The 15,630-nt window shown below is 70.0% G+C and carries 19 protein-coding genes; 13 read left to right on the top strand and 6 right to left on the bottom strand.

Features of this window, described 5'->3' with window-relative positions; all coding sequences use genetic code 11:
- Positions 1 to 48 precede the first annotated feature (48 nt).
- The 4 genes from ABEA43_RS61195 to ABEA43_RS61210 are packed head-to-tail and all read left to right on the top strand — an operon-like array spanning position 49 to position 3,596.
- Positions 49 to 972 carry a DUF6282 family protein gene (locus ABEA43_RS61195; protein ID WP_345577844.1) on the top strand — a complete coding sequence of 308 codons (924 nt, stop codon included), beginning with the start codon at positions 49 to 51 and terminating at the stop codon, positions 970 to 972.
- Positions 969 to 1,736 carry an ABC transporter ATP-binding protein gene (locus tag ABEA43_RS61200; protein ID WP_345577847.1) on the top strand — a complete coding sequence of 256 codons (768 nt, stop codon included), beginning with the start codon at positions 969 to 971 and terminating at the stop codon, positions 1,734 to 1,736. The genes ABEA43_RS61195 and ABEA43_RS61200 overlap by 4 nt, the downstream gene beginning before the upstream one ends.
- A 31-nt stretch (positions 1,737 to 1,767) precedes the next feature.
- A complete protein-coding gene (locus ABEA43_RS61205; protein WP_345577850.1) occupies positions 1,768 to 2,583 on the top strand; it encodes an ABC transporter permease in 816 nt (271 codons plus the stop codon).
- Positions 2,580 to 3,596, top strand: coding sequence for an ABC transporter substrate-binding protein (locus ABEA43_RS61210; protein WP_345577853.1), 1,017 nt, complete (start codon positions 2,580 to 2,582; stop codon positions 3,594 to 3,596). Before ABEA43_RS61205 ends, ABEA43_RS61210 begins: the two co-directional genes overlap by 4 nt.
- A 27-nt stretch (positions 3,597 to 3,623) precedes the next feature.
- On the opposite strand, the gene ABEA43_RS61215 is transcribed toward ABEA43_RS61210, so the two are convergent.
- Positions 3,624 to 3,959, bottom strand: a complete 336-nt coding sequence (locus ABEA43_RS61215; protein ID WP_345577856.1) for an HAD family hydrolase — start codon at positions 3,957 to 3,959, stop codon at positions 3,624 to 3,626.
- A 242-nt stretch (positions 3,960 to 4,201) separates the two neighbouring features.
- On the opposite strand from ABEA43_RS61215, the gene ABEA43_RS61220 reads away from it, so the two are divergent.
- Positions 4,202 to 5,239 (top strand): ABC transporter substrate-binding protein, encoded by a 1,038-nt coding sequence (locus ABEA43_RS61220; protein ID WP_345577859.1) that lies wholly within the window; start codon positions 4,202 to 4,204, stop codon positions 5,237 to 5,239.
- 108 nt (positions 5,240 to 5,347) lie between these two features.
- Positions 5,348 to 6,670: a phytase gene (locus tag ABEA43_RS61225; protein WP_345577862.1), complete on the top strand. Its 1,323-nt coding sequence runs from the start codon at positions 5,348 to 5,350 to the stop codon at positions 6,668 to 6,670.
- A 59-nt stretch (positions 6,671 to 6,729) separates the two neighbouring features.
- Here ABEA43_RS61225 and ABEA43_RS61230 read toward each other — a convergent pair whose 3' ends face one another.
- A complete protein-coding gene (locus tag ABEA43_RS61230) occupies positions 6,730 to 7,467 on the bottom strand; it encodes a hypothetical protein (protein ID WP_345577865.1) in 738 nt (245 codons plus the stop codon).
- Positions 7,454 to 7,969 (bottom strand): SigE family RNA polymerase sigma factor, encoded by a 516-nt coding sequence (locus ABEA43_RS61235; protein WP_345577868.1) that lies wholly within the window; start codon positions 7,967 to 7,969, stop codon positions 7,454 to 7,456. The genes ABEA43_RS61230 and ABEA43_RS61235 overlap by 14 nt, the downstream gene beginning before the upstream one ends.
- 142 nt (positions 7,970 to 8,111) lie before the next feature.
- On the opposite strand from ABEA43_RS61235, the gene ABEA43_RS61240 reads away from it, so the two are divergent.
- From ABEA43_RS61240 to ABEA43_RS61250, 3 genes are all read left to right on the top strand, one after another.
- On the top strand, positions 8,112 to 9,002 hold the full coding sequence (locus ABEA43_RS61240) for a hypothetical protein (protein ID WP_345577871.1): 891 nt from the start codon (positions 8,112 to 8,114) through the stop codon (positions 9,000 to 9,002).
- 197 nt (positions 9,003 to 9,199) lie between these two features.
- Positions 9,200 to 9,418, top strand: a complete 219-nt coding sequence (locus tag ABEA43_RS61245) for an SDR family oxidoreductase (RefSeq protein ID WP_345577874.1) — start codon at positions 9,200 to 9,202, stop codon at positions 9,416 to 9,418.
- A 104-nt stretch (positions 9,419 to 9,522) separates the two neighbouring features.
- Positions 9,523 to 10,098, top strand: a complete 576-nt coding sequence (locus ABEA43_RS61250; protein WP_345577877.1) for a dihydrofolate reductase family protein — start codon at positions 9,523 to 9,525, stop codon at positions 10,096 to 10,098.
- A 109-nt stretch (positions 10,099 to 10,207) separates the two neighbouring features.
- Here the strand turns inward: ABEA43_RS61250 and ABEA43_RS61255 are convergent, their stop codons facing one another.
- Entirely contained in the window at positions 10,208 to 10,765 is a 558-nt protein-coding gene (locus ABEA43_RS61255) for a GNAT family N-acetyltransferase (RefSeq protein WP_345577880.1), read from the bottom strand.
- A gap of 142 nt (positions 10,766 to 10,907) precedes the next feature.
- Between ABEA43_RS61255 and ABEA43_RS61260 the strand changes: the two genes are divergently transcribed.
- The 3 genes from ABEA43_RS61260 to ABEA43_RS61270 all read left to right on the top strand — a co-directional run bounded on the left by ABEA43_RS61260 (position 10,908) and on the right by ABEA43_RS61270 (position 13,034).
- Positions 10,908 to 11,792: a DUF2268 domain-containing putative Zn-dependent protease gene (locus tag ABEA43_RS61260; RefSeq protein WP_345577883.1), complete on the top strand. Its 885-nt coding sequence runs from the start codon at positions 10,908 to 10,910 to the stop codon at positions 11,790 to 11,792.
- Between the two features lie 10 nt (positions 11,793 to 11,802).
- Positions 11,803 to 12,561 (top strand): MerR family transcriptional regulator, encoded by a 759-nt coding sequence (locus ABEA43_RS61265; protein ID WP_345577886.1) that lies wholly within the window; start codon positions 11,803 to 11,805, stop codon positions 12,559 to 12,561.
- A gap of 68 nt (positions 12,562 to 12,629) precedes the next feature.
- Positions 12,630 to 13,034: a hypothetical protein gene (locus ABEA43_RS61270; protein WP_345577889.1), complete on the top strand. Its 405-nt coding sequence runs from the start codon at positions 12,630 to 12,632 to the stop codon at positions 13,032 to 13,034.
- Here ABEA43_RS61270 and ABEA43_RS61275 read toward each other — a convergent pair.
- A complete protein-coding gene (locus tag ABEA43_RS61275) occupies positions 13,031 to 14,143 on the bottom strand; it encodes a serine hydrolase domain-containing protein (protein WP_345577892.1) in 1,113 nt (370 codons plus the stop codon). The two genes, ABEA43_RS61270 and ABEA43_RS61275, sit on opposite strands and share 4 nt — an antisense overlap.
- A gap of 231 nt (positions 14,144 to 14,374) precedes the next feature.
- Positions 14,375 to 14,776, bottom strand: a complete 402-nt coding sequence (locus ABEA43_RS61280) for a hypothetical protein (protein WP_345577895.1) — start codon at positions 14,774 to 14,776, stop codon at positions 14,375 to 14,377.
- Between the two features lie 175 nt (positions 14,777 to 14,951).
- Here ABEA43_RS61280 and ABEA43_RS61285 point away from each other — a divergent pair, with 175 nt between their 5' ends.
- On the top strand, positions 14,952 to 15,533 hold the full coding sequence (locus ABEA43_RS61285; protein ID WP_345577898.1) for a TetR/AcrR family transcriptional regulator: 582 nt from the start codon (positions 14,952 to 14,954) through the stop codon (positions 15,531 to 15,533).
- The last annotated feature ends 97 nt before the right edge of the window (positions 15,534 to 15,630 follow it).

Genomic DNA, 15,630 nt, shown 5'->3' on the forward strand with positions numbered 1-15,630 from the left:
TTGTTAACAATCTGTTTCACCAAGATGGCAACAATTTGGGAGACAGGCATGCCGGATCATCCCACGCCGTCCGCCCGCGCCCGGGAACTGGTCGCCGGCGCGTACGACACCCACATCCACGTGGCGCCCGACGTGATGCGCAGACGGACGGACGACCTCACCCTGGCGGCGCGCTTCGCCGAGGTGGGGCTGGCCGGGTTCGTGCTCAAATCGCACTACGTCCCCACGGCGGAGCGGGCGGCGGTGGTCCGGGCCGCGGTGCCGGGCTTCGGCGCGGTGGGCGCGATCACCCTGAACGCGTCCGTGGGCGGCATGAACCCCATCGCGGTCGAGATCGCCGCCAGGGGCGGCGCGCAGGTCGTGTGGCTGCCCACGGTGGACAGCGCCAACCAGCGGGCCTGCACGGCCACCGACCCCGAGGGGGCAACGCCGCCCATGTGGGCCCGGTTGCAGGCCGACCTGCGGGAGTCGGGGATCTCCGCCGATCCGGTGGAGGTGGTGGGCGCCGGCGGTGACGTGCTCGAACCCACCCGCCAGGTGCTGCGCGTGATCGCCAAGCACGACATGACGCTGGCCACCGGCCATCTGGCCGCGGCCGAGATCGAGACCGTGGTGGACGCGGCCGTGGCCGAAGGCGTCCGCCGCATCGTGATCACCCATCCGGAGTTCACCTCCCAGCGCGTCGCGATCGACCGGCAGCGCGCGCTGGCCGCCAAGGGGGCGCTGCTCGAACGCTGCTTCACCACCCCGCACAGCGGCAAGGTCTCCTGGGAGACGTGGCTGGAGCACATCAGCGCCGTGGGCCCCGAGCATTCCGTGCTCTCCAGCGACCTCGGCCAGCCGTTCAACCCGCCCGTGGAGGACGGCCTCGCCCTGCTCGCCGACCGGCTGCTCGCCGAGGGATACACCGAGAAGGACGTACGGACCATGGCCGTGGACAACTCGCGCCGGCTCGCGGGGGCGGTGTCGTGAGCGACACCGTGATCAAGATGGGCGGGCTCGGCAAGCAGTTCGTCAAGGACGACCTGGGCATCGTGGCGCTGCGCGACTTCGACCTCGAGATCGAGGAGGGCAGCTTCGTCACGGTGCTCGGCCGCAGCGGGTGCGGCAAGTCCACCATGCTCAACCTGCTCGCCGGGCTCACCACGCCGACGTGGGGCTCGGTCGCCTACCGGGGCGAGGCCGTCGCGGGCCCGCGTACCGAGATGGGCTATCTCACCCAGTCCGACACGCTCATGCCGTGGCGGGACGTGCGCCGCAACGTCGAGCTGCCCATGGAGATCGGCGGCGTGCCCGCGGCGCGGCGACGGGAACGCGCGGCGGAGCTGATCGCCAAGGTCGGCCTCGACGGGTTCGAGAAGCACTATCCGCGCGAGCTGTCCGGCGGCATGCGGCGGCGGGTCAGCCTGGCCAGGATGCTGGCGGGCGATCCGGAGACGCTGCTGATGGACGAGCCGTTCGGCGCGCTCGACGCCCAGTTGCGCGGCGACCTGCAGGCCGAATTACTGCGGCTGTGGGGGGAGAGCGGGCAGACGGTGGTGTTCGTGACCCACGACATCGAGGAGGCGCTGCTGCTCGGCGACCGGGTCGTCGTGCTCGGCCGGGTCGGGCGCATCGAGCTGGACCGGCGGATCGAGCTGCCCAGGCCGCGGAACGCCGACGAGCTGCGGGTGGACCCGCACTTCGTGGCCCTGCACCGCGAGCTGACCGCCGCCCTGCGGGAGGGAGCCCGATGACCGCCGTCCAGACCTCGCGGGAGGGAGTGCGATGACCGCCGTTCAGACCGTGGCCCTCGACCGGAGCTGGTGGAGCAGGCATGGCGGCACCGTCACGGTGTGGTCCGTGCGGGCGGCGCTCGTGGTGGCGCTGCTGGTCGTGTGGGAGCTGACCGCCGACCGGTGGTTCGACATCACCTTCACCAGCCGGCCGAGCGACATCTGGACCCGCCTGGCCGAGTGGCAGCAGGACGGGACGCTGTGGTCCAACACGTGGATCACCGTGCAGGAGATCGTGTACGGCTTCGTGGTCGGCGCGGTCGCCGGCGCGCTGACCGGCTTCCTGCTGGCCTCCGCGCCCGCCGTCTACCGGGTGCTCGACCCGTTCATCATGGCCCTGTACGCGATCCCGAAGGTGGCGCTGGCGCCGCTGTTCATCGTCTGGTTCGGCATCGGCATGAACATGAAGGTCCTGCTGGCCGGCGCGACCGTGTTCTTCCTGGTCTTCCTCAACACGGCAGCGGGCGTGCGCGAGGTGGACCGCGGCCTGATCGACGCCGTGCGCCTGATGGGCGGCGGCCGGCGCGAGATCATGGTCAAGGTGGTCGTCCCGTCGTCCATGACCGGGCTGCTGACCGGCCTCAAGGTCGCCGTCCCCTACGCGCTCATCGGCGCGGTGATCGGTGAGCTGGTGGCCTCCAACCGGGGGCTGGGCTACCTGATCAACGACGCGGCCGCGCAGTTCGACACCGCGGGGGTGTTCGCCACGCTCGCGGTCCTGAGCGTGATCGCCGCGCTGCTGAACCTGTTCGTCGGGCTGCTCGACCGCCGGGCCGGCCGCTGGAAGCCGATGGGGACGGACCGGTGAGGCGCCGGGCCCTGGCGATCCTCGCCGTCCTGGTCCTGGTGGCGAGCGGGTGCGCGCAGCGCAGCTCGACGACGCCGCCCGGCGTGCTGAACGTCGGCCAGATCAGCAACTCGATCGCGTTCTTCCCGCTCTTCGTCGCCGAGCAGAAGGGATATTTCACCCAGGAAGGCGTCAAGCTGGGCGACCGTCCCCGGCTCGGGACCGGCGCCAAGGTCGCCGCCGCGCTCAAGTCGGGCAGCATCGACCTGGGCGCCGGGGTGCTGACCGACGCACTCAACCTGGCCAGGATCGACGACAAGAGCCGGCTCGTGGCCAACCTCGTCGACCGCTACTACGTGGACGTCGTGGTCGGCTCCTCCTTCACCGCCGCCGCCGCGACCGACCCCCTCGACCAGCGCATCCGCGCACTACGCGGTACGAAGATCGGCATCACCGGTCCGGGCAGCGGCACCGAGGCGCTGGTGACGTACCTGTTCGCCAAGGTCGGCCTGAACTCGGCCACCGACTGCGAGCTGGTCAACCTGGGCAGCACCGCCGCGTCGGCGCTGGGCGCGCTCAAGGCGGGCCGGGTGGACGCGCTGGCCTTCTTCCAGCCGATCGCGCAGCAGGCCGCGGCGGCCGGCATCGGCACCCGCTACATCTCGCCCGCCGCCGGGGACGTGCCCGATCTGGTGCGGACGGCGCACGGCGTGGTGTTCACCACCCAGCGGATCATCGACAAGAAGCCCAAGGAGGTCGCCGCCTTCCAGCGTGCGATCCAGCGCGCCCAGCGCTACATCCACGAGGCCAGCGCGGCCGAGGTCACCACGATGCTGGCGGCCTACCTCAAGGGCATCGATCCGAAGGCGCTGACCGACCTGCCGGAGCTCATGCGGACCGAGATGCCGGAGGACATCGGCTTCGCCCGGGCCTCCTTCGACCGGGCCATCGCCTTCCACCGCGCCACCGGCCTGGTCAAGCACCTGCCCGCGTACGAGCAGATCGTCCCGCCCGAGCTGCGCGACCAGAGCTGAGCGGGACGGTCCCTGCCGAACGGCGGGTCACGACCACGCGTTGCGCTGGAAGGCGAGCTCCACCACCTGCGCGACCGCCCCGTCCGCGCAGGCCCGCGCCACCACGTCGGCGGCCGCCCGGACCTCGGGGTGGCCGCCGCCGACCGCCACCCCGAGCCCGGCCGCCGTGATCATGTCGAGATCGTTGGGGTTGTCGCCGATGGCCGCGACCTGCCCCGTGGGCACCCCGCGCGCCAGGGCCAACTCGCGCAGCGCGGTGCCCTTGGTGGCCTGCGCGAGCAGCACCTCCAGGTAGGTGGCCTCGGACCGGACCGTGACCGTCCCGGCGATGTCCAGGCTGGGGAGCCGGTCGCCGATCAGCATGCACTTCGTGATCCGGCCCTCCGGCAGGGCCGTCCAGTCGCCAGTTCTAGATGAGCAATTGATGAACAGTCAATACTTTGTCCTGACATTCGGTCCAATCGAGGAGCGGTTGCCCGGACGAGCTGAAGTAAGTATGTCTTGACAAACTGTTCATCAGATGTTCATCGTGGGTTACATGCGGGTGCCCGATCGGGGCCGAGGCGGCGCCCGTGATCGCGAGAGGCAAGAGGAGCGACGCCGGCATGAGGCGTACCGGGAAGATCATCTCTGTGGCGTTGCCGGCGACCGCCGTGGCCTGTGCCCCGTCCACCGCCGGCCGGCCTGCGGCGGCGCCCGCCACGGCGCTGCCCAGCGCTTCGCTCGACGCGAACTCCGATCTTCAAGCGCTGATCGCCGCTGCCGAGAAGGAGGGCAGCGTGCTGGTCTACGACAACGTCACGATCGACGCGGCGATGTACGAGGACGGCGGCGTGCTGGTCGGCCAGCTGATGCCGCGCGGCGTGACACGGACGTGGGTGCCCGCCGACCTGACGGAGCAGATCCCGGCCGAGAACCACAACCCCCTGCTCGCGCTGTCGAAGGCGACGATCTTCGCCTGCAACACCGAGCTCTCCCCCGGCGGCTGCCCGGTGAAGAACGTCTGGGACCTGACCGAGCCGGCGTGGGCCGGCAAGCTGGTGATGCAGGACCCGCTCGGCAAGCCGACCGTGCTGTCGTTCTTCACCCAGCTCGACGCGCACGGCAACGCGGGGCTGGAGCAGGCGTACCGGGCCAGGTACGGCAAGGCGCTGAAGACGGAGGACAAGAACGCCGCACACGAGTGGATCAAGCGGATCTCGCTCAACAAGCCGGTGCTGACCGGCTCGGACGAGGACATCTCCGCCGCCGTGGGCGCGCCGGACGCCACGGACCGGAAGATCGCGTTCATGTCGATCTCGAAGTTCCGCAACAACGAGGACAAGGGCTATCACCAGGCCGCGTGCGAGGGGATGACGCCGTTCGCCGGCTTCAGCTACCCCAAGTACGTCGCGATCGCCGCCAAGAGCAAGCACCCCAACGCGGCCAAACTGTACGTCCACTTCATCATGACCGAGGAGGGCGTCAAGCACGAGATCGGCGAGGGCGGCGTGTCGGCCAACAGCACGGTCAAGCCCCTGGTCACCCCGCCCGGACTGCCCGACTGGCAGGGCCGGCTCTTCCACACCGACCCCAAGGGCCTGCTCGGCGACCTGCAGAACCGCCAGGCGCTCTCCGACTTCTGGCGCGTCAACCGGGGCTGAGCGCGGCCCAGTCTTCCCGAGCAGGCCAGAACACCTATATGTCCTGTTATTTCGTAGTTAATCCGTTGTTACTTGCATGGCACCATCATCCCCGAGCGAGGAGACACGATGCGCCCCCTGTCCAGGCTGTTCCCGGCCGCTCTGACGTTCTTACTGATAGGAGGGCTGGCGGCGCCCGCGGCCGGCAGCGGCATCCCGTCGGTGGAGCCCGAGGTGGAGACCCCCGCCCTGTTCGACGACGACGCGGGCGGCAAGGCGAACGGCGACGACCCGGCGATCTGGGTGCACCCGTCCAGGTCCGGCCAGAGCGTGGTGATCGCCACCGCCAAGGAGGGCGGGCTCTTCGTCTACGACCTCGGCGGGCGGCAGCTCCAGCACGTCCCGGCGCCCGCCGCGCCCGGGGCCGAGGACGAGCCGGGCCGGTTCAACAACGTCGACGTCACCTACGGCTTCGACCGGCGGGACCTGGCGATCGTCTCCGACCGCGGGCGGGACACGCTGCGCATCTACGCCATCTCCGGCGGCCGGCTCACCGACGTGACCGACCCGGCCGCGCCGTTCGTCTTCAACGCCACGCAGGAGCAGGTCAACGACGCGGAGACCGCGTACGGGCTGGCCGCCTGGAAGGACTCGACCGGCACGTACGCGCTGGTCAGCCGCCGCCACAGGACCTCGGTCGGCCTGGTCAAGCTGCTCGCCAAGCCGGGCGGCAAGGTCGGCTACCAGCTCGTCAGGACGCTCGACCTGCCCGCGTCGTTCGCGTTGCCGAACGGCCAGACCTGGACCCCCTGCCTGGAGCCCGGCGAGCAGGCGCAGGTCGAGGGCATGGTCGTGGACCAGCAGCGGGACGTGCTCTACGCCGCCCAGGAGGACGTCGGCGTCTGGCGGATGCGGGCCGACCTCACCGGCCGGCCCGTGCTCATGGACAAGACACGCGAGTACGGCGTGCCCGGCACGTACGACCCGGAGACGGAGGAATGCACCCCGGGCGCGGACCCCGGCTACGGCGGCCGGCACCTGACCGCGGACGCCGAGGGACTCACGATCTACTACCGTGCGGACGGCAAGGGCTACCTGCTGGCCTCCAGCCAGGGCGACAGCACCTTCGCCGCCTACCGCCGCGAGGGCGGCAACGCCTACCTGGGCCAGTTCCGCGTCGCACCGGACGGCGACCAGGACGGCGACCTCGGCGGTGACCTCGACGGCGACCTCGGCGGCGACCTCGATGGGGCCGAGCACAGTGACGGCTCCGCCGTGCTCAACATCCCGGTGGGCGGCTTCGACGAGGGCCTCTTCGTCGTGCACGACGGCGAGAACACGCCGACCGTGCCGGACCGCGAGAACACCAACTTCAAGTTCGCGGACTGGGGGGACATCGCCGGCGAGCTGGACCTCGACGTGGACACGCGCGGCTGGGACCCGCGCGACTGACCCCGGCACCGCCCCCGCTGACGCGCCGCGTCAGCGGGGCCCCGCGTTCGAACGTCGCATCACAGGGTGGAGGTGAGCCCTTCCCCGATCTTCTTGAGCTCGTCGCTGACGGCATCGGCGCCCTCGAACTCCTGCGCGTACACAGGGCTGAACGTGATCTCGGCCCACTGCCTGTCGCCCATTCTGAGGAAGAGGGTCGGGGTGCCCTTCATGCCGTCCTCACCGACGTTCTGCACGACCAGGTAGCCGCTCCGTCCGCCGACGGTGACCTCCTCGCCGTCATCCTCGCCGCGATACGCCTGGATCTGGTCGTCGACCTCCTGGACGGCCTCCTCCTCGTACAGGTGAATCTGCACGCGATAGGAGCCCTCGTCGTCGCCCGCGTGGACGTACGTGGTCGAGTACCTGTCGCCGAGGTTCACCGACCGCTGGGACCACTGCAGCCCCTCGGGCAGGTACCCCACCTTGACATGCCCGAACTCCCTGCCGTCGCCCAGGTCCCCGAGGCCGGGCGGCTCGGTCCGCACGGGCGGGACGTCGTCGATGGCAGGCGGTTCCGGTGCCGCGGAGAGCGTGCTCTGCTCGCCGATGGGGCGCGCCGCGCCGGCGGTCAGGTAGGCGACGGACGGGGCGGCGACGACCACGGACGCGGCCACCGCCGCGGCCACCGCGGCCCTGACCCTCCTCCTCTTGTCCCGGTGGGAGCGCATCACCCGTCCCAGCAGGTCAGGCGCGGCGTGGAGGCTCGCCGTCTCGTCTGCCATGAGCCGGCGGATCTCGTCCTCAAGCGTGGGCATCCTTGATCGCTCCTTCCAGTATGTCCCGGCCGAGCGCCGTACGGAGCTTGGCCATGGCCTTCGACGCCTGGCTCTTGACCGTGCCGACCGCGCATCCGAGCACCTCGGCGGTCTGCGTCTCGGTGAGGTCCTCCCAGTAGCGCAACACGATCACCGCCCGCTGCCGGGGCGGCAGGGTGCGCAGCGCGTCCATGAGCACATGGAGCAGGTCGGGGTCGCTCGCATCGGCCGGCGTCTCCGGCGGGCTGTGCATGGGGATGATGCTGAAGATCGCCCGGCGGCGGGCGCGGCTGATGGCGGCGTTGATGATGACGCGCCGCACGTAGGGCTCGGGGTTGTCGTGGCAGGCCACCCGGTCCCAGTTCCGGTAGGTGCGCTCGAGTGCTGTCTGCAGCAGGTCCTCGGCCTCGGTCTTGTCGCCGCAGGCGAGATAGGCGACCCGCAGCAGGCTCGTGGCACGCGCGGCCACGAAGGCGCCGAAGTCATGTTCACCGCCGCTCACGGCTGTCTGTCCGATTTCACGCCTCCTAATACGCCTCGGCCTTCGCAACCGTTGCCCTCCCGCGCAGAATAGTTTTGCGGGCAACCCTTGGAGCGGCCCAGGCGTATGGATGGTCGTGACTTCCCATCGATGGAGCAATCTGATGAGTTTCCCGGCCGCCCCGGCCAACCGGCTGACCGTTCTCGGCGTCGCCGTGGCCCTGGGCGTTACCGTCCTGAGCGCGCCGCCGGCCGTCGCGGCGGCTCCCCCCGAGGGGGCCTACTGGCACAGCAGGACGGTGGCGACGTCCACCCATCCCTGGCGATTCGGCACCAAGGCGCACCCCTATTCGCTGGTTCAGCAGGAGATCACGGAACGGTGGAGCGCCCCTGCCGGCGGGGCCTGGTTCGGATACCGGGAGCTGGCGACGCTGCCGGGGACCGCTGCCGACAAGAAGGCGTGGCGGCGCGACGGCTCCCCGTCCAAGTGGAGCGAGTCGATCGACGGCAAGACCGTCAAGCTGTCCGCCCATCCCGCCGAAGGCCGCGTGGGTCCCGTGCCGGGCGAATCGAACCGGTTCTGGTTCGCGCAGCAGTGGCTGACGTACGACGAGGTCCAGCGCCTGCCTGCCGACCCGGATCGGCTGAAGGACTGGCTCACCAAGGCGGGCCAGGCCAGCCGGGAGAGCGACCTCCCCGGCTGGCTCCGGTACACCCTGCCCGAGCTGCTGTACGACGTCCCCGCCCCGAAGGAGGTCCGTACCGCGGCCTACCGGGCCCTGCTGACGCTGCCGGGCGTCCGCGCCGGAGGCGCCGCGAAGGACGGCCTGGGCAGGTCGGGCGCCGCCGTCGTGATCGACAGCTCGACCGGGAGGGGGAAGCAGGTCACCGTGTTCAGGGAGAGGCTGACGGTCGACACCGACAGGATGGTGCTGCTGTCACGGGACCGGAAGGCCACGGTCGACGGCAAGGCGTTCCCGGAGATGTCCACCGACGAGACGCTGATCCAGGTCGGCTGGACCGACTCCCCGCCTGCCGTACCGGCTCTGCCCTGACGGGCGCTTGCGTGCGGCGTTCTGGTGTCGCGGCTCGTCGTGGCAGGCGTTCAGGCCATGGGACTGCCGAGCCTCATGCTTCTGGTTCCGGCCGCGGTGATGCAGGTGTCACCAGCACCTGGAAGAGCGATTCGATTCACCGGGCGAGCTCCTGCGGCTGTCCCTGGGTCAGTGCCGTGGTGCCCGGAACGCTGCGCATGAGCCACACCCCCGCCTGCAGGGAGAGCATCAGCGGAGAGACGTGGGAGGACATCGAACGCAACGCGATCGAGGAGCTGGTGCCCAACGACGCCGGCCGGATGGGCCGTCCCGAGGAGATCGCCGCCGCCGTCCTCTACCTCAGCGGTCCGCTCGCCGACTACGTCACGGGTACCACGCTGCGGGTGGACGGCGGCACCATCCGCGGCGTCCACTGATCGCCGGCGCGCGATGGGGTCGACGACGACGTCGGCGAAATTCACCGCCCGCGAGGTGACTTATGCATCTGTGCGCCGGCGAGCCCATGGCACAAGGTAATGCCATGACTGCCACCCGAAAACTCATAGTCCAGCAGTGGGTCACCGTCGACAACATCGCCGCGGAGGAGGACGGCGGGCTCAGCTACGTGTCGGGAGAGCCCTTTTCCGACGCCACCAACCCGGGGTTCAAGGCGACCATGATGGGGTTCGTCGACGCGGTCGACACGCTCATTCTCGGCGCGAACACCTACGCCCAGTCCAAGGGCTACTGGCCGTACGCCGAGGAGCAGGGCGAGTACGGCAAGAAGCTCAACGACCTCACCAAGTTCGTCGCCTCGTCGAAGCTGGATGAGGCCCCCTGGGGCGACTTCCCCGCCGCGACCGTGACACGCGACCCGGTCGCCACCATCCGCGAGCTCAAGGAGCAGAGCGGCAAGGACATCTGGCTGTGGGGAAGCCTGAAGCTCATGCGCTCCCTGCTGGCCGCCGGCGTCGTCGACGAGATCACCCTGCTCGTCTGCCCGGCGGCACGCGGCAAGGGAACCCGCATTTTCGAGGATCGGCACGACCTGAAGCTGATCGAGGGCACCGCGTTCGAGAACGGCGTGGCGATCCTGCGCTACGAGATCACGAACTAAGCGGAAATGCCGGCTTCGGCGGGAATCTGACCGGGGTGACCACCTCAGCCGCCGCGGACCCTCAAGCGGCGGCGAGGCGGCCACCCCGGCCTCCCCGCACAGGCTGCTTTCAGCGCAGGTCGAGCAGCATCACGTCATGGAGGTCCGCGCCTGTCCCCCATGGCCGCGCCTCGCCGATCTTGCGGTATCCCCACGCCCGGTAGGCGGCCGGCGCCGCCCTGCCGCCCGGGTGGACGTTCAGCAACACCCGCTCGGCCGGGATGCCGTCGAGCAGCCTCTCGTGCAGACGCCGCGCGATGCCCTGCCCGCGCCACGGCCCGCGCACGGCGAGCTCCATCAGCCCGAAGGTGCGCTGCCCGTCCTCCCGCCGCATGTCGTCGGGCACCGGCTCGGTCAGCTCGTCCCACCAGCCCGCGCCGGGGTCGAGCGGGAAGCCGTACGCCATGCCGACCGGCTCGCCGTCCCCGGTACGGGCCAGGGCAGCGCGGAAGCCGTGCTTGCGTGCCTGGAAGGGGAAACGGCGGAAGGCGGCGGCGACGTCGTCCTCGGTCTCGTCGTAGGGAGGCTCGGCGAACGCTTCGGCATAGATCACCCTGAACACGTCCTCGGCCTGCGCCGCGGCTGATCCGTCCATGCGCTCGATCGCGATGGTCCCCTGCTGCGTCATGTGCTGCCCCCTCGGATGGTCACCGCTGGGACGCAACTTTAGGACCCACCACACGGACCCGAGAGGGCTGCAGTGGCCTATTGAACGGTGGCGCCGACGCCGGTTTGACGTTGACGCTGCGTCAACTTCTAGCATCGGGGCCATGTCCATCACCGTTCTTGACACCTACTCCGCCATGCGGCGGATCCTGCTGGCCCCGGTCGCGGACCGCGTTGACCTGCTGCGTTCGATGCTGGAGGCCAACAGGGGCATGTACCGCTACAACCCCGGCGAGGTCGACCTGGTGGCCGTGCACCTCGAAACGTCCGGGTTCCCCATCGACCGCGACGAGGAGCGTTGCCTCGACGCGCTCGAAACCCTGGCGGCGGCCGGGGCCTGGGAGCGGATGCAGCGCGCGCTCGACGACGCTCTCGCCGTGCTGCTGGAGGCGACGCCCGGGCTGGAGGTTCCCGACATCACCGTGCTGTTCGTCCTCGGCGATCCGGGTGACGAACACTTCATGGGTCCCTGCAAGGGATTGACCGGGTTCGGCGGCATCTCGGGCCACATCGCCATCACGTTCTGGCCCTTCCCCGAGAACGTGGAGCGGCTGGAGGCCACCGCCGTGCACGAGCTCAACCACAACCTGCGGTGGGGTCCGGGCGGGATCGTCTGGGACCCGATGACCGTCACGGTCGGCGATCACATCGTCGGCGAGGGCCTGGCCGACGCCTTCGCCCGCCAGCTCTACGGCGACGAGCTCGGCCCCGCCCGCATCGGCGTGCCGCACCTGCACGACGACGAGGTCTTCGCCAAGGTGCTCACCGGGCTCGACGTGACAGGCATGGAGAACTTCACCGCCTGGGTGCACGGCGACCCCAGCGCCGAGCGCTTCGGCCTCACCCCGGTGGGGCTGCCGATGGGCGCCGGTTACGCCGCGGGCAACCGGCTGGTCGACACCTACCTGGCGGCGACCGGGCAGACGGCGGCGCAGGCCCTGCACGCCGACAGCTCGGAGATCATCGCGACCACGCTCCGCCGCGGGTGACACTGGAACGATGGAGTGGACGATCCAGGAGCTCGCGGCGAGGGCCGGCATCACCAGCCGTACCCTGCGTCACTACGACCGCGTCGGGCTCTTGGCCCCGTCCAGGATCGGCGCGAACGGGTACCGCTACTACAACGCCGCCGCGGTCGCCCGGCTCCAGCGGATCCTGCTCATGCGCCGGCTCGGCATGGGCCTGCCGGCCATCGCCGAGGTTCTGGCCGACGAGGTGGACACGTGTGACGGGCTCAGCGCCCACATCGCCGCGCTGGAAGAGGAACGGGACCGCATCGAACGGCAGATCCGGTCCGTACGTCACACGCTCGAAGCCCTGCAGGCGGGGATCGAACCGCGAATGGACGTCATGCTGGCGGGGTTCAACGACGACTACAAGGACGAGGTGATCTCACGCTGGGGCGAGCGCGCGTTCCAGGTGAGCAACGACTGGTGGCACGGCAAGACCCTTGACCAGCAGCGGGCCTGGAAGCAGGACACCGAGGACCTTGTCGCCGCATGGGTCGCCGCGGCGAAGGGCGGGGTCTCTCCGACCTCGGAGCACGCTCAGTCGCTGGCCGCCCGGCACGTCCGGTGGCTGAGCCAGATCCCGGGCACCCCCACGGCGGAGGGCGACCGGGAGCGCTCCATCGAGATGGTGAAAGGCGTGGGGGACATGTTCGTCGACGACTCCCGCTTCGCCGGCATGTACGACGACGCCGCGGGGGCGAGGTTCGTCCGCGACGCACTGCAGGCGTACGCCCGGACCCGGATGTAGGTCCCCACCGCTGCTGCTGGCCGGGGTCGTCGCGGCGGGGGGCGCACCCGCGGGCCGAGCTGGCGGGCGTGGGTGCGGCGCCCGAGGCGTCCTGGGCGTTCTCTGACTGGCTGGCCGGGCTCACCAGGCTCAGAGCCGCCAGGATCGCCGACCCGGGCGTGGCCGGCGCCGACGACCTGTTCGCCGCCCTCTTCGAGTTTCCCGTACGCGTCGGAGCGCAGCTCGGCGGCGCGGAGCCCGGGACCATGGAGACCCTCAACCGCAAGGTGTACTACTGGACCTACCAGGAGGCCCGCCGCGCCTCGCTGGAGGCGGCGCTGCAACTGTTCGGCTGCCAGGCTCTCCACCCGCGCCGCTTGGGACGCCGTCAGCGTTCCCCGTCATCCCGCCGAGCCCGCCTGCGCCTGACGCAGCGGGAGCCCTGGCCGGCCGGCCGAGCTCAGCGAGCCCGGCCGGTCCGGTTCGTGCCCTAGCTGGTGCGCGACCCGCTCTGCCCGCCGCAGAACACCTCGTCGACCAGCCGCTGCGTCGCCTTCTGGAACTCCGCGCCCAGAGACAGCGCCGCGTCGTCGGCATAGTTCAGCGAGGCGGTCAGGGTCTTGCCGCCGTCAGGCGTGCTGTACATCAGCGCCCCGTGGCCCGCCATGCCGCCGTTGTGGGAGATGACGGTGCCGCCGCCGTCCGTGTCCACCACGAACACCCCCAGGCCGTAGCCCATGTTCGGGATGCCCGTCGGGTACGGGGTGCACATCTCGGCCAGCAGCGGGGCCGGCAGGAGCTTGCCGCCCACCAGCGCGGAGATGAACGTGTGCAGGTCGCGGGTGGTCGAGATCATGTCGCCGCCGCTGGAGATCCAGGAGGGGTTCTGGCGGGTGACGTCGACCGTCTTCTGCTCGCCGTCCTCCTCGTACCGGTAGTAGGCGTGGGCGTACGGTTCGGGGATCTCCGTCTGGGTGGTCGGCGCCACGGTGCCCGTCAGCCCGAGCGGCCCCAGGATCAGCCGCCGCATCTCCTCGGGGAACGGGCGGCCGCTGACCTTCTCGATCAGCAGCCTGGCCAGCACATAGTTGGTGTTGGCGTAGCTCCACCTCGTCCCCGGCTCGAACCGCGCCGGCTTGGACAACGCCAGCTCCACCAGCTCCTGCGGCAGGTAGGTCTTGAACCGGTTGTCCACCCACTCCTTGCCCGCGGTGGTCGCGAGGATCCCCGGCACGTACGTCCCGTCGGGGTCGTAATCGCCGGTGAAGTTGAACACCCCGCTGGTGTGCTGCAGCAGCATCCGCACCGTGATCCGCGCGTCCAGCCCGAACCCGGGCAGGTAGTCCGCAGCCGGAGTGTCCAGCTCGATCTTGCCTTCGGCCACCAACTGCAGTACCACGGTCGCGGTGAAGGTCTTGGCGTTGCTGCCGATCCGGATATGTCCGTCGATCGGCGGCTTGGCGCTCTCTCCCAGCTTGCTCACCCCGGCGCTGCCGGTCCACTCACCTCGCTCGTCGTGCACGCGCAGCGTCATTCCGGTGAAACCGGATTCGACGATCTCCTCGATGGCCTTCTGCAGCTCCGGGCGATCCTGGTCGGACATGGTGGTGTGCTCCTTCAAATCTGGTACGAAATCAATGAACGGCCCGATGGTGGAATGCGGTCCTGCTGGTACCGGGTGCCGTCCTGCGCAACTCCGGCCGCAATCGCTGAGCCGTTCCTGGCATCCACCATCGCCGACCGGGCTGATACCGGCCTGTTGCCGTCCTGACGCGGCCGCTGACATGTGGGCATGACCCGTGACGAGCTGGAGTCGCGCAGGACGGCAGGCCCATCAAGCGGCGTCGAGAGCTTCGGTGATCTTGCGGGCCATCTCGGCCAGGGTCGGACTGGGCCGGTCCTGGGTGGCGGCGTCGATGGCGACGATGACGGTGCTGCGGAAGTTGCCGGCCTCAGCCGGGTCCTGCTGCTTGAGCAGGCTCATGGCTGCCGTCAGGGCCGGCAGCACCTGGTCGGCGAGGTCGGCCACCGACTTGCCGTACTTCACGCCCGTGGGCGCCTTGGTGAGCACGTGCCCGACCGGGCCGGTGGCGGAGCTCAGGGCGATGATGGCCTGGGTGGCGACCTTGTGAGCCGAGCCGGCGGCACCGGCGGCGGACATCAGCCAGACGGCGCCCCAGGCGGCGACGCGGAGGGTGTGCTTGTCCTGGTCGGAGAGGGTGAGGGTGAGGGACATGGGGGTGTGCTCCTTATGAAAGTCAATGGACGTTGCCCGCTGGCATCTCGATGGCTCATGCTGGGCCACCGAAAATCAGAACGGCACGGTTCGTGCCGTATCGGAACGCGTTCAGTCTGAATGTTGTCCTTCATGGTTGTCAACACGGCACGTGCCGTTTTAGTAGAGTGGCGGCATGTCCACCAGCCAGCCCGAGCGCGCCGTCGCCCGCACCCAAGTGATCATGCAGTCCACGCTCGCCCTCGCCCAGGAGAGCGGCTATGCCAAGCTGAGCATCGAAGCGGTCGCCGCGCGCGCCGGCGTCGGCAAGCACACGATCTACCGCCGCTGGCCCTCGAAAGGCCTGTTGTTCCTCGACTCGCTGCTGTCGCTGAACGAGCCCGTCCTCGACTTTCCCGACACCGGCGACGTCCTGGCCGACCTGCGGCAGCAGACCTACGCGGCGGTGGACCTGCTGGCCAATCCCCCGTGGGGCCCGCTCTACCAGTCCCTGGTGGGCGAGGCCCAGCATGATCCCGCGGTCGCCGCCGGCCTCAGCGAACGCTTCATCCGCCCGCAGACGGACAGGACCGTCGCCCGGCTCAAGTCAGCCCAGGACCAGGGGCAGGTCGCGCCCGACTTCGATCTCGACCTGGTCATGGCCATCCTGTCCGGGCCTCTGTACTTCAGGCTCCTGATCACTCAGGAGCCCATGACCCACGACTATGTCGATCGCATCTTCGAGGCCCTCTTCGCCGGCCTGAGCCCGAGGGGTTGACTGGATCTTCCCCAGGACCTTCCTGCCGCGGGGTGGGGCGGGCCGCTGGTGATCACGTTGGTGGGGTCACCTTCTGGTGAGCGATCGCCTCCACCCC

The sequence above is a fragment of the Nonomuraea rosea genome (assembly GCF_039539705.1).
Taxonomy (GTDB): domain Bacteria; phylum Actinomycetota; class Actinomycetes; order Streptosporangiales; family Streptosporangiaceae; genus Nonomuraea; species Nonomuraea rosea.

What these genes read in the sequence shown, in the direction of transcription:
- ABEA43_RS61195 (WP_345577844.1), top strand. Translation starts at nt 49, where the DNA reads ATGCCGGATCATCCCACGCCGTCCGCCCGCGCCCGGGAACTGGTCGCC.
- ABEA43_RS61205 (WP_345577850.1), top strand. Translation starts at nt 1,768, where the DNA reads ATGACCGCCGTTCAGACCGTGGCCCTCGACCGGAGCTGGTGGAGCAGG.
- ABEA43_RS61265 (WP_345577886.1), top strand. Translation starts at nt 11,803, where the DNA reads ATGGAGTGGACGATCCAGGAGCTCGCGGCGAGGGCCGGCATCACCAGC.
- ABEA43_RS61240 (WP_345577871.1), top strand. Translation starts at nt 8,112, where the DNA reads ATGAGTTTCCCGGCCGCCCCGGCCAACCGGCTGACCGTTCTCGGCGTC.
- ABEA43_RS61230 (WP_345577865.1), bottom strand. Translation starts at nt 7,467, where the DNA reads ATGCCCACGCTTGAGGACGAGATCCGCCGGCTCATGGCAGACGAGACG.
- ABEA43_RS61250 (WP_345577877.1), top strand. Translation starts at nt 9,523, where the DNA reads ATGACTGCCACCCGAAAACTCATAGTCCAGCAGTGGGTCACCGTCGAC.
- ABEA43_RS61220 (WP_345577859.1), top strand. Translation starts at nt 4,202, where the DNA reads ATGAGGCGTACCGGGAAGATCATCTCTGTGGCGTTGCCGGCGACCGCC.
- ABEA43_RS61275 (WP_345577892.1), bottom strand. Translation starts at nt 14,143, where the DNA reads ATGTCCGACCAGGATCGCCCGGAGCTGCAGAAGGCCATCGAGGAGATC.
- ABEA43_RS61280 (WP_345577895.1), bottom strand. Translation starts at nt 14,776, where the DNA reads ATGTCCCTCACCCTCACCCTCTCCGACCAGGACAAGCACACCCTCCGC.
- ABEA43_RS61260 (WP_345577883.1), top strand. Translation starts at nt 10,908, where the DNA reads ATGTCCATCACCGTTCTTGACACCTACTCCGCCATGCGGCGGATCCTG.
- ABEA43_RS61225 (WP_345577862.1), top strand. Translation starts at nt 5,348, where the DNA reads ATGCGCCCCCTGTCCAGGCTGTTCCCGGCCGCTCTGACGTTCTTACTG.
- ABEA43_RS61245 (WP_345577874.1), top strand. Translation starts at nt 9,200, where the DNA reads ATGAGCCACACCCCCGCCTGCAGGGAGAGCATCAGCGGAGAGACGTGG.
- ABEA43_RS61255 (WP_345577880.1), bottom strand. Translation starts at nt 10,765, where the DNA reads ATGACGCAGCAGGGGACCATCGCGATCGAGCGCATGGACGGATCAGCC.
- ABEA43_RS61215 (WP_345577856.1), bottom strand. Translation starts at nt 3,959, where the DNA reads ATGCTGATCGGCGACCGGCTCCCCAGCCTGGACATCGCCGGGACGGTC.
- ABEA43_RS61285 (WP_345577898.1), top strand. Translation starts at nt 14,952, where the DNA reads ATGTCCACCAGCCAGCCCGAGCGCGCCGTCGCCCGCACCCAAGTGATC.